Here is an 11,367-nt window from a genome sequence, read left to right on the forward strand (position 1 = left end):
ACACCACACCCGACAGCATGATTCCTGGAGAGCTTTGATGTATCCCGAACTCGGACAGCTTGCACTGATACTCGCGCTGTTGCTGGCAGTGCTTCTTTCGGTTGTACCCCTTGTTGGCTCACTCACCGGCCGGGAGAACCTTCAGGCGTTTGCCAGGCCTCTGGCGGCGGGCATGTTCGTTTTTGTCGGGCTGGCTTTTGCTGTGCTTACCCATGCCTTTATGACAGACGATTTCTCGGTAGCCTACGTCGCTAACAACAGTAACAGCATGTTGCCCTGGTACTTCAAGTTCAGCGCAGTCTGGGGCGGCCACGAAGGCTCGCTGCTGCTGTGGATACTGATGCTGACGGGCTGGACTCTGGCAGTCGCCATTTTCAGCCGCCGTTTGCCATCAGTGATGATTTCACAGGTGCTGTCAGTTCTTGGCATGGTCAGTGTCGGGTTCATGCTCTTTATTGTTGTTACATCGAACCCCTTTGACCGTTTGCTGCCCAATGTGCCGGCTGATGGTGCGGACTTGAACCCGCTGTTACAGGACTTCGGGCTGATCATTCATCCGCCTATGCTTTACATGGGCTATGTTGGCTTTGCCGTGGCGTTTGCGTTTGCCATTGCCGCTTTGATCAACGGTCGCCTGGACGCCGCCTGGGCCAGATGGTCACGGCCCTGGACCACCGTTGCCTGGGCATTTCTCTCCGTCGGTATCGCCCTCGGAAGCTGGTGGGCTTACTACGAGCTCGGCTGGGGCGGGTGGTGGTTCTGGGATCCGGTTGAGAACGCTTCCCTGTTGCCATGGTTGTCCGGGACGGCGTTGATGCACTCACTGGCAGTGACAGAAAAACGCGGTGTCTTCAAAAGCTGGACGGTATTGCTGGCGATTGTCACCTTTGCACTGAGCCTGCTGGGCACCTTCCTGGTTCGCTCTGGCGTGCTTACCTCGGTCCACGCCTTTGCATCCGACCCAGAGCGCGGCACCTTTCTGCTTGTTTTGCTGGCATTCACTATTTTGGCGAGCCTGGTGCTCTATGCATTCAGGGCGCCGGTAGTTCACGTACGCTCCCACTATGGTTCTCTGTCGCGGGAAATATTCCTGCTGCTGAACAACGTATTGCTGGTTTCAGCAACGCTGCTGGTAGCGGTTGGTACCCTGTACCCGCTGGTTCTTGATTTTTTCGATCTCGGCAAAATCTCCATTGGCGAGCCGTTCTTTAATCTCACCTTCAGCCCTCTGGCTGTGGCGGCCGGCCTTCTGATGGGCGTCGGCATCTTTTCCCGCTGGAAGAAAACAGATGCCGGCTGGCTTGCGCGTAAGCTGTTGTGGCCTCTGGCGGTCAGTATACTGATCAGCACGGCGGTCATGGTCGGTTATGGCGGGTTCACTCCCTGGGCCTTCCTAGGTGTATTTACAGCAGTCTGGGTAACTACGGCGACGTTCTGGGATCTGTGGGACAAGTCCTCCTCCAGAAAGGGGCGCATCCACGGCCTCAGGCGCCAGTCTCGCAGTTACTACGGCATGGTGCTTGGGCATCTTGGCCTGGCCATCACCATGGCCGGTGCAACGATTGTATCGAACTACGGCATCGAGCGTGATGTGCGTATGGTGCCAGGCGATGTCGCCGAGGTTGGTGACTATCAGTTTCGCTTTATGGATATCGGTGAGCGGCGCGGCCAGAACTTCACCGCCCAGTACGCCAGTTTTGAGGTCATGATGGACGGCAAACCTGTCGCCGAACTGCATCCCGAAAAGCGTCAGTACGCGGTGGGGATGAGTGTTATGACCGAAGCGGATATTGATGCCGGCTTGTTCAGGGATATCTTTATCGCCGTAGGTGAGCGGATTTCTGATAACGCCTGGGCCATCCGGCTCCAGTACAAGCCGCTGATCCGATGGCTGTGGCTGGGGGCCCTGTTTATGGCTGCCGGTGGCTTCCTGGCTGTGTCGGATCGTCGCTACCGGATCCGTGAACGGGTTGCTGAACCCTCAGCTACTTCTTCGCTTGCGCAGACTGATGCCCAAGGCACAGCCGGAGCGATTTCATGAAGCGACTTTTGCTGTTCCTGCCCTTGCTGGTGGCAGTTATATTGGGTGTTGTTCTGTTTGCCGGTATTGGCAAGGATCCGACCAAGCTCGAGTCCGTGCTGGTTGGAAAGCCGGTTCCGGCGTTCAGCCTCAGGAGCCTTAAAAACCCTGAAAGCAATCTTGATGAGAGCCTGTTCCGGGGTGAGGTTACTTTGCTGAACGTTTGGGGCACCTGGTGCCCTTCCTGCCGCGACGAGCATGCCGACCTGATGTGGCTTGCCCGGGAAAAGAAGGTTGCGATCATCGGGCTGAACTACAAGGATAACCGCGACGATGCTCTGGTCTGGCTGGACAGGCTGGGCGACCCATACCGTTCGGTTATCTATGACCCCAAAGGCACGCTGGGTTTTGATCTGGGCGTTTATGGCGCACCGGAAACCTTTGTCATTGATGCCGCCGGTGTTGTGCGTTATCGCCATGTAGGTGTGATTAACGCCGAGGTATGGGAGCAGGTTCTGTTGCCGGTGATTAACGACGCGCGGGAGAACGGCTGATGCTCCGTATTATCTGTTTTCTTATGGTGATAATGGCACCCGGACTGTCCGTTGCGGATGTGGCGGCCGTCTATGATTTTGATAGCCGTAGCGAAGAGCAGCGTTATCAGAATCTGATTGCAGAACTGCGGTGCCCCAAGTGTCAGAACCAGAACATTGCGGATTCAAATTCGCCTATTTCCAAGGATATGAGAAATGCTGTCTATCAGATGATGCTGGATGGCGCCAGCAACGAGGAAATAGTCGAATCTCTGGTGGGCCGCTTTGGTGAGTTCGTGAAATACAAGCCTGACCTGGACAGCCGTACGTTCATGCTATGGGCAACACCTGCGATTGCGGTTCTGGGCGGCCTCCTTGTGGTCGCCGGGGTTGCTGTACGCTCCCGCAGGGCCGGTAAAACAGAGCCGGCCCTGAGCACCGAAGAGCAGGCCCGGATTGATAAAATGCTCGCGGAACGGACGCAGAACGGCAACGATTAACCTGCATGCAGAGCAAGCGCGCCTAGTTTCGCAGCAACATACACCGCTTTATTCATTTTTGAACCTGTGACGATATCTCCATGACCGAAACTTTCTGGATTGCCGCAACGGTACTGATCATTCTTGCCCTGGCATTTGTACTTTACCCCGTGCTGTTCCATCGTCGGGGCGACCGGCAGCAGACAGATCTCCGAAATCAGAACCTGATGGCCTATCGCAGCCGGATGGCGGAGCTGGAAAAAGAGCATCAGGCGGGCATTATCGATGATGAAAGCCATCGACAACTCCGGGACGAACTTGCCGGCGCCATGCTGGACGACGTTCCGGAGAACGAAGCTCCCGCAAAAACAGTTCCGGGCCGCAAAGCCGCCATGGCGGTTGGCCTGTTATCAATACTTCTGATTCCTGCAGCCACGGTTCTGCTCTACGAAGAGTGGGGGGCGATGGACAGCGTTGAAGCTTTCGTTGCAATGCAGGAACTGGGCAGTTCGGATGATGCTCGGGCAGCGAAGATGAATGAACTGACGCAGCAATTGCGTACGCGCCTGGAGGCCAGCCCGGACAACCCGGACGGCTGGGCCATGCTGGGCCAGACGTATATGCGTCTGGAGCGTTACGATGACGCGGCCTGGGCATTCCGGGAACTGGCTGACAGCGTCAGTTCCGATGACGGATCCCGGGCTGTAGCTCTAGGCCTGTCTGCTCAGGCACAGTTTTTTCGCAGCCAGGGCGCCATGACCGACGGCGTAACATCGGCGATTGAAGAGGCCATGGCATTGAACCCCGACGAGGTTAACTCGCTTGGGCTGCTGGGAATCCATGCGTTCAGCCAGGGCAACTATCGTGAGGCGATCGCTTACTGGGAGCGTATCGAGACGGTCGCACCTGATCATCCACAGCTGGCTTCGATTCAGGGCGGCATAAAAGAGGCGTACACGCGCCTCGGCGAACAGCCGCCAGCAACAAATGAGGGATCCGTCTCGCAGGCTGGAGGTTTGGGTGTAAGCGTTCGGGTAACGCTCGATGAGGCATTTCGGCAGGATGTCCCGGACGATACCACGCTGTTTCTCTTTGCCCGTGCTGCCAATACTCAGGGGGGGCCGCCCCTGGCCGTTGTCAGATTGACGGCGGGCGACCTGCCCGTTGAGATTCGTTTGGATGACAGTCATTCGATGGCGCCGCAAGCGGTTATATCTGGCGCAGAAGAAGTGGTTGTGACCGCCCGCCTGACACGCTCAGGCAACATCAACGCGCAGTCTGGGGACTGGCAGGGCCGCACAGATTCTCCCGTTGCAGTTACTGAAGATCAGGGGGCGCCGATAGCGCTGGTTATTGACCAGCAGCTGATTAACTGAGCGTCAGGCCTGCCCCGACACTGAAAGATTGCCCGGGTAGAGTGGCGGTAAACCCGCGACTGACGATGACTCTTCCATTCTCTCCCGGGTTTGTCTGAGCGCGTCGACCAAGGCGCGGCCACTCCATTTTTCGCTGTTTTCCTCATCACCGGTATGCTCCCGGCTGAACAGGTGAGCCTGCAGTCGGTTGAGTTCCACTTCCAGGTCTGCTTCCGGGAATACGCCGAAGACGTCTCCTGCAGAGTGGAAGCTGTGGCCGGGCCAGCGTATATTGGCCCAGCTTACGAACAGCCCAGGCGTTGAAGTACTGGCTTCTTTCGCAGCCGCAAGCAGCTGCTCAAACACCGCTTTCTCGTTCCGGATTTCTGCAGAATCAATGCTGATTGGTGCCTGAGATTCCATTCTACGGGTTCGCCACCAGGCCAGCATGGTCAAAACCCAGATTCCAGCCAGCACAAGACTGACCCACTGCCAGAAGCTACTGTTGACGGTTGCGTTGGCGGAGTTCTCTTTGCTGCCGGTTTCCTGCGGCGTGGCTTGCTTATCTGCCGGGGCAGCAGCGGGCATAGCCGCACTATTTTCATTACCCGAACTGATTACGTTCAGGGTTTGCGCAGGGATAACGGCTACTTTTTCACTGTTGGACTCTGTATCCCACCAGGGAATACGAATCGCCGGGAGCAAGAGTTTGCCTGCCTCTACCGGAACCAACGCCCGGGTCTGCGTAAGGGTTGAAGTAATCCCGTCCGGGCCGACGCTGGTGTTCCGCTGAGGCTCCTCGGGATAACTGCGAAGCCCGTCCGGTACAGATGCAGGCAAGGGCGGCAAGGCCTCTGAAGGCAGCCCGGTTGCCTGCAAGCTCAGCGTGCGTGTGAGGTTGTCCCCGGTCTTGAGGTTCAGGGTTGGCGGCATGCCTGCTTCAGCCAAAGTAAGGCTGGTAGCCGGGAGCCAGGTTGAGCCGCTGAACTCTGCGGGGACGTCTTTCACGGGTACCTCAAACAAAGTGGCACTGTCGCGCAGGAATTTAAGCGTGCCATCGGTGTCCCTGGCCTGGCCCTCAAAACGGATGGGAGGCAGGTTCAGCGGGCCTGGTTTCTGTGGGAACAGCGCATAGCGCCGCTCCACTACCCGGTAGCGCACGCCATCACGGTCGCGGGAATACTCGCGTTGTTTGCCCAGGGTTTCGACGATTGCATTGGGGTGTTGGGGGTCGGATAGCTCGCCACCTATAAGGTTGCCCCGGAAGAACAGCCTCACCGTCAGTATCAGTTGCTCCTGGACATAGACTTCCGCCTTGTCTGCTGTCAGTTCAATGAAACTGATCCGGTTGGCGTTCGCTTGACCCGGAGGGTTACCGTCCACGACCTCTATGTTTACCGGTCTGGATACGGAATCCTTGAAGGTAAGCGCGGGGATTGTCAGCTCTCCGGTTGATGTAGGCGCAAGCTGGTAGGTCCAGGTTATTTCTCCGACCATGTCGCCGTTAACAGTGCGAATGCTATAACGCTGATTGCGAGCCAGTATTTCAAAGTCTGGAGACACCTTGTCAATATCCGGCGAGGGCAGGCTAGAGACATCAAAATCAAAAAGATTGCTCAGGTTGATATCGATCTTTGTGGTGCCCTTGACGGTTAGCGTTAAGACTTCGCCTTCGTACAGCTGGGTTCTGTCAGGTTCAGCAGTAAGTTTGCCGGCATGGGCAGGTAGCCAGAGAGCCATCAAAACCGCCAGCCAGATTGTCGGAATGATCAGCCGTTTTACCATGGTGTATCGCCTTCATCGGATGGTGTCTGGCGTTCCTGGTATTGTTGCAGGAATTTTCGCTGTAACAGCCCACCTGGGTTATCGGGCACCCGGCGCAGTGATTGCTCCTGGCTTTGAGTCAGGGGCGTTTCGGATACCGGGGCGGGCGCCTGAGCTTCTTTTCCGCCAGGTTCTGCTCCCGCGGCCTGCGCATTTGTATCGCTGTTTTCGGATGCATCTCCGGGTTGTTGCTCGCCTGATGCTTCTTGCCCGCCGCTTTGCTCCTGTTCTTGGGGACTACCCTGGGACTGCTCAGGTTCTCCGTCGAGATTTTGAGAGCTTTCAGAGCTTTGAGAGCCTTGAGAGTTCTGGTTATCGCCAGATGAGTCGGAATTATTTTCCTGCTGCTGATCGCTGTTGCCCTGATCCTGGCTGGACTTTTCCTCCTCCTGTTGCTTGAGCAGATCTGCAACCAGCTGGCGGTTTACACGAGCGTCTTCCATATCCGGGTTGCGGTCCAGAGCGCTGTCATAAGCCTTCAGAGCTTCTTGCAGCTTACCAGCACGGGCCAGGGCGTTGCCGCGATTGTAATCTGCCAAGGCTGTGTCTGCTCCGGAGAAGGCTTTGGCGCCTTCGTCAAATCGTTCCGCCCTGTAAAGCGCGGAGCCCAGCCATTCCGGTGATTGAAGTAGTTGCGATGCCCCGTCGGGATCTTTACTGATCAGTTCTGCTGCCCGCTGATCCTCCCGTTGCCAGAGGCTGCCCCAATCCATGGCCGCGGCCGGCTGGGGTATCGCCGGCATAAGAATCAGTGCCATCGCGGTAAAGGCCCCGCGGCGCCAGCCCAGCAATAGCAATGGCAGGGCGAGCCATAACAGCCAATAACCGTCATCCTTCCAGCGATCGATGGTGAGCCCTGTGTCTGTGTCCTGCCACTCGTCTGATTTCACGGGGCTGAGATTCAGAGCAGCTATGTCACTGCCATCCAGTGTCAGTTCATGGCTTGTGCCACCATTGTTACGGGCAAGCGCCGCGAGCATGTCCGGGTCGGTCTGTGTTATGACAATATTGCCGTTGTCCCGTATAAAACCGCGTTGGGCAAGGGGAATGGGGCCGCCATCACGGGTGCCAGCTGCCAAAGTGCTCAGGGTAAAGCCGGTGCCGGTAAGCGAATTGCTGATGGACGCACGGTAGTTTTCTGTAACGCCATCAGTAATCAACAGGATCCGGCCTTGGCCGGGGGCGCCCTGTTCCAGAAGCGCGCGGGCTCTGGTAACAGCCAGATCAGCACGGTTGCCCTGAACCGGCATGATTATCGGGTCGAGTACGTTGAGCATGCCTATCAGTGTGTTGCTGTCGTCAGTCAGGGGTGTCACTACGTGCGCATCGCCGGAATACACCACCAGCCCGGTGAGGCTGCCCTCACGAATCGCCAGAATATCGCGGATTTTGCGCTTTGCCCGGGTCAGGCGGTCTGGCTCCAGATCCGTTGCCAGCATGGATAAGGACAGATCGAGAGCGATCACCAGGCTATCTCCCGGTTTTTTCAGGGGAGTGGGCGCCTCACGCCATGCAGGTCCTGCGAGGGCTATAGCCAGGATAACAATAGCACTGATTGCGGGTACAAAAAGCGATCCGTGCTTTTCTGCAGCGCCGCCGTACCGCCGGATCACCGGGGACAAAAACGGCTCAGGGATCAAACCGGACCAGCCGCTGTCGCTGAAGCTTTTGCGCTTCAGAGCCAGGTAAAGCACTGGCAGGGTCAGCAGCAGTAACAGCCAGAGTGGACGCAGGAAGTGGAAATCAGCCATGGTTCACGCTCCCGCCGGCGTGTTGGCGAGCTCGAGTCAGCTTGCCTCCGCTACGTCGGAAAAGAAAAAGGCCTAGCCAGAGAGCCGCGGCCATACCTGCAGGCCAGAAAAAGAGATCGGTAACCGGGCGGTAGAATTTGCCGTCCAGCTCAATGGGTTCAAGCTGGTTGATGGTTTCGTAGATCAGCTCCAGTTCCGGCAGGCTGCGGGCACGAAAATACTCACCACCGGTTTGTTGGGCCATTCGAATCAGGAGGTTTTCATCCAGATCTCTGGAAGGATTTACCCGGCGTGAGCCGAGCAGCCCTCGCTGGATCATGGATTCGGCGCCAATGCCGATGGTGTAGAGGCGAATGCCGGCGGCAGCCGCTATTTCTGTGGCTTTGTCGGGCGTGATCTCACCGGCGGTGTTGGCGCCATCTGTCAGCAACACTGCTACCCGTTGCTGCTGGGGTCTGTCCCTTAAACGCTTGGTGGCCAGCCCAACGGCATCACCAATAGCGGTTGCACGCCCGGCCATGCCGATACCTGATTCCTGCAAAAGCGTTTCCAGCGTTGCGAGATCAAATGTCAGGGGCGCTTGAACGTAGGGTTCTGTGCCGAACAGTATCAGGCCTAACCTGTCTCCCTTCCGGCGGGCAATAAAGTCGTTCAGCACATTTTTGACCGCCTGCAGGCGGTTTATGCTGCGGCCCTGAATGATCATGTCCTGCTCTTCCATGCTGGGTGAAATGTCCACGACCAGCATAAGATCGCGCCCGGAAACGGGCATCTGAACCTGCTCACCCACATGCTGTGGCCGTGCCAATGCCAACACCAGTAATGCCCAGGCCAGGAATAGCACCAGAGTTTGCCAGCGAGGCACACCATTACCCTGACGGGTAACGCCGGGCAGGTCCGAGATCCAGTGTCCAACGGGGAAAACCGGAGCATCCACGGTATGTGCCGCGGGCTTTTTCCACTGCAAAAGCAACGGCACCAAAGTCAGCAGCAGTACCCAGGGGTAGGCGAGGCTCAGCATTTCTGTGCCTTCAGCCAAGTTCGGGCAAAATCCAGGGCCTGTGCGGGTTCGGCCGTTGGCTTCGGCTGCCAGGCGCTGTTTACCAGCGCATTAACAAACGGTTGCTGTGCAATCCGACCATCAGGGAGGTGGCGTAACAGACAGTTGGCCCACTGTTCGCCAGATTGTGCTTCAGGGTGTTCATTCGGGTAGCGCTCCCGCGCCACTCGCTTGAGCAGCGCATTGAGCTGCGCAAACCACTGAGGCTCTTTCGACACGATGCGTTCAAGGTTGGCCAGCTCGACCTTGGCCTGTTTCAGCCAACGGTTACGGCGGCGGTGACGACGGACCAGCCACACCAGGGCAGCAACTGCGACAAGGAGTACAGCAGCCAGAATCCACCAGCCCGGAGCCGGTGGCCAGAAGCCTCCGGTTTGTGGCAGGTGAATATCGCGGAGCTGGCTTAGCGGATCGTCTGGCATCATCCGATTCGCCCTCCGGGCCCGAGCATGGTTTGAAGGCTTGCAGCGGCTGCCTCACGGGTTGAAACGTCTGTTGCCCGGACGCCGGACAAGCGGAAGCACTCCGCAAGTGTGGCTTCATGACGGGTGATCTTTTCATGCCAGGCCTGTTGAAAGCTCTTGTTGGACGCATCGAACCAGACCGGGCCTTCCGTTCCCGCAATGGCAAAGCGGCCACTTTTCGGCAGCTCCTGTTCCAGTGGGTCGACAACCCGCAGTGCGCTTACGCTGTTGTGGCGGGCCAGCGCACCAAGTAGCGATGTGGTGTTCTCTGAGATGCTTAGAAAATCGCTGATTACAAAAATCCGGCTGCCGGTATGGGCGACTCTGCGAGCTTCAGCCAGGGCCGTATCGAGGGTGGTTTCTGTTGCTGCGCTATCGACCGACGTACGTTGCTGGCTGGCAAGTGTATCGAGCAGCCGCAGCACAGATTTTTTGCGCCGTGCCGGGCGCTGAACGGTCAAGGCGTTACCGTTAAAGACAATGCCGCCTACCTGATCGCCTGCCGACAGCGCGAGCCAGGCAAGAATGGCGGTAAGCTGGGCGCACCGTACCTGTTTGAACGCGCCGGTACTGGCAAAGAACAGGGTAGGGCCGAGATCGCAAATTAGCAGTACAGGGCGTTCCCGCTCCTCTTCATAAAGTTTGGTGTGGGGTGCCTGGCGCCGGGCAGTTACGCGCCAGTCGATGCTGCGGATATCGTCTCCCGGCTGGTAAAGCCGCACTTCCGAAAACGCCATCCCGCGCCCGCGCTGCGAAGAGTGCTGAAGCCCGGCCTGTCGCGCTCGCGCCGGACGTGCCGATGGTAACTTCAGCGCCCTGGCATCAGCCTGCAGGCGAATGAGTGCCTGCAGGTTGATGTGGGTTGTTGTATCGCTGTCGGTCACATCCATTCAGGCGCTCACTGGCACGCGATCAATCAGGCGTTGTATCACAGTGTCGGCGGTCACCCCTTCGGCCTCGGCTTCAAAGGTAAGCAGAATGCGGTGCCGGAGCACATCAAAAGCCACCGCACGAACATCATCGGGTGTTACATAATCCCGGTTATTCAGCCAAGCGATAGCTCGAGCGCAGCGGTCGAGGGCAATGGTGCCTCGCGGGCTGGCGCCGAAAGCCGTCCAGTTTGCCAGCTCCGGGTCCAGAGAGCCCGGGTCTCTTGTTGCCAGTACCAGGGCCAGCAGGTACTGCTCAACCGGTTCGGCCATATAGATATCCGCAACCTCAGCCCGGGCTTCAAACACCTGATCTGCGGTCAGTCGAGTATCAGCGGCTGGCTGGCCCTGGCGGTAGTCGCTTCTGGCCAGGTGGAGAATGGCCTGTTCGGCCTGTGCAGATGGATAACCAATCACCACGTGCATCAGGAAGCGGTCAAGCTGGGCCTCGGGGAGCGGGTAAGTGCCTTCCTGCTCGATAGGGTTCTGGGTGGCCATCACCATGAACAGGCGATCAAGCGGGAACGTTCGCATGCCCACGCTGACCTGACGCTCACCCATAGCCTCCAGCAGAGCAGACTGCACTTTTGCCGGTGCCCGGTTGATTTCATCTGCCAGCACCAGATTGTGGAAAATCGGCCCGCGCTGGAACTCGAACAGCCCGGTTTCAGCGCGGTAAATTTCGCTGCCGGTCACATCTGATGGCAGTAGATCAGGGGTGAACTGGATGCGATGGAAGTCGCCCGTAATATGATCTGCCAGGGCCTTTATGGCCGTAGTTTTGGCCAGCCCCGGTGCACCTTCTACCAAAAGGTGTCCATCGGCCAGCAACGCAATGAGAAGGCGATCAACCAGTTTTTCCTGCCCGATAATCCTTTTGGCTAACTGTGTCCGTAGCTCACCGAACGTATGCTGTAGCGACATTGGAAATGATTGCTCTCGTGGATAAGTA

The 11,367-nt window shown here is 57.7% G+C and carries 10 protein-coding genes; 4 read left to right on the forward strand and 6 right to left on the reverse strand.

The genetic code is table 11. The features are described 5' to 3' along the window. Positions 1 to 37: 37 nt before the first annotated feature. The 4 genes from BUA49_RS08970 to ccmI all read left to right on the forward strand — a co-directional run bounded on the left by BUA49_RS08970 (position 38) and on the right by ccmI (position 4,408). On the forward strand, positions 38 to 2,041 hold the full coding sequence (locus tag BUA49_RS08970; RefSeq protein ID WP_072796818.1) for a heme lyase CcmF/NrfE family subunit: 2,004 nt from the start codon (positions 38 to 40) through the stop codon (positions 2,039 to 2,041). Then, positions 2,038 to 2,574, forward strand: coding sequence for a DsbE family thiol:disulfide interchange protein (locus tag BUA49_RS08975; RefSeq protein WP_072796819.1), 537 nt, complete (start codon positions 2,038 to 2,040; stop codon positions 2,572 to 2,574). The genes BUA49_RS08970 and BUA49_RS08975 overlap by 4 nt, the downstream gene beginning before the upstream one ends. Next, positions 2,574 to 3,053: a cytochrome c-type biogenesis protein gene (locus tag BUA49_RS08980; protein WP_072796820.1), complete on the forward strand. Its 480-nt coding sequence runs from the start codon at positions 2,574 to 2,576 to the stop codon at positions 3,051 to 3,053. Before BUA49_RS08975 ends, BUA49_RS08980 begins: the two co-directional genes overlap by 1 nt. Positions 3,054 to 3,133: 80 nt before the next feature. Continuing rightward, on the forward strand, positions 3,134 to 4,408 hold the full coding sequence (gene ccmI, locus BUA49_RS08985; RefSeq protein ID WP_072796821.1) for a c-type cytochrome biogenesis protein CcmI: 1,275 nt from the start codon (positions 3,134 to 3,136) through the stop codon (positions 4,406 to 4,408). Positions 4,409 to 4,411: 3 nt separating this feature from the next. On the opposite strand, the gene BUA49_RS08990 is transcribed toward ccmI, so the two are convergent. From BUA49_RS08990 to BUA49_RS09015, 6 genes are read right to left on the reverse strand one after another with little or no spacing between them, the layout of a single operon-like run. After that, positions 4,412 to 6,172 (reverse strand): BatD family protein, encoded by a 1,761-nt coding sequence (locus BUA49_RS08990; RefSeq protein WP_072796822.1) that lies wholly within the window; start codon positions 6,170 to 6,172, stop codon positions 4,412 to 4,414. Continuing rightward, entirely contained in the window at positions 6,166 to 7,962 is a 1,797-nt protein-coding gene (locus BUA49_RS08995; protein ID WP_072796823.1) for a VWA domain-containing protein, read from the reverse strand. The genes BUA49_RS08990 and BUA49_RS08995 overlap by 7 nt, the downstream gene beginning before the upstream one ends. Beyond that, positions 7,955 to 8,983 (reverse strand): vWA domain-containing protein, encoded by a 1,029-nt coding sequence (locus BUA49_RS09000; protein ID WP_072796824.1) that lies wholly within the window; start codon positions 8,981 to 8,983, stop codon positions 7,955 to 7,957. The genes BUA49_RS08995 and BUA49_RS09000 overlap by 8 nt, the downstream gene beginning before the upstream one ends. Beyond that, positions 8,977 to 9,447, reverse strand: coding sequence for a DUF4381 domain-containing protein (locus BUA49_RS09005; protein ID WP_072796825.1), 471 nt, complete (start codon positions 9,445 to 9,447; stop codon positions 8,977 to 8,979). The genes BUA49_RS09000 and BUA49_RS09005 overlap by 7 nt, the downstream gene beginning before the upstream one ends. Further along, entirely contained in the window at positions 9,444 to 10,376 is a 933-nt protein-coding gene (locus tag BUA49_RS09010) for a DUF58 domain-containing protein (protein ID WP_175547563.1), read from the reverse strand. Before BUA49_RS09010 ends, BUA49_RS09005 begins: the two co-directional genes overlap by 4 nt. Next, positions 10,377 to 11,339, reverse strand: a complete 963-nt coding sequence (locus tag BUA49_RS09015) for an AAA family ATPase (protein ID WP_072796826.1) — start codon at positions 11,337 to 11,339, stop codon at positions 10,377 to 10,379. It abuts the gene before it with no gap. Between the last annotated feature and the right edge of the window lie 28 nt (positions 11,340 to 11,367).

Source organism: Marinobacter antarcticus, assembly GCF_900142385.1.
GTDB classification, from domain to species: Bacteria; Pseudomonadota; Gammaproteobacteria; order Pseudomonadales; family Oleiphilaceae; genus Marinobacter; species Marinobacter antarcticus.

Excerpts from the sequence above, each read along its gene's own strand:
- BUA49_RS08970 (WP_072796818.1), top strand. The coding sequence starts at position 38 with ATGTATCCCGAACTCGGACAGCTTGCACTGATACTCGCGCTGTTGCTG.
- BUA49_RS08975 (WP_072796819.1), top strand. The coding sequence starts at position 2,038 with ATGAAGCGACTTTTGCTGTTCCTGCCCTTGCTGGTGGCAGTTATATTG.
- BUA49_RS08980 (WP_072796820.1), top strand. The coding sequence starts at position 2,574 with ATGCTCCGTATTATCTGTTTTCTTATGGTGATAATGGCACCCGGACTG.
- ccmI (WP_072796821.1), top strand. The coding sequence starts at position 3,134 with ATGACCGAAACTTTCTGGATTGCCGCAACGGTACTGATCATTCTTGCC.
- BUA49_RS08990 (WP_072796822.1), bottom strand. The coding sequence starts at position 6,172 with ATGGTAAAACGGCTGATCATTCCGACAATCTGGCTGGCGGTTTTGATG.
- BUA49_RS08995 (WP_072796823.1), bottom strand. The coding sequence starts at position 7,962 with ATGGCTGATTTCCACTTCCTGCGTCCACTCTGGCTGTTACTGCTGCTG.
- BUA49_RS09000 (WP_072796824.1), bottom strand. The coding sequence starts at position 8,983 with ATGCTGAGCCTCGCCTACCCCTGGGTACTGCTGCTGACTTTGGTGCCG.
- BUA49_RS09005 (WP_072796825.1), bottom strand. The coding sequence starts at position 9,447 with ATGATGCCAGACGATCCGCTAAGCCAGCTCCGCGATATTCACCTGCCA.
- BUA49_RS09010 (WP_175547563.1), bottom strand. The coding sequence starts at position 10,376 with ATGGATGTGACCGACAGCGATACAACAACCCACATCAACCTGCAGGCA.
- BUA49_RS09015 (WP_072796826.1), bottom strand. The coding sequence starts at position 11,339 with ATGTCGCTACAGCATACGTTCGGTGAGCTACGGACACAGTTAGCCAAA.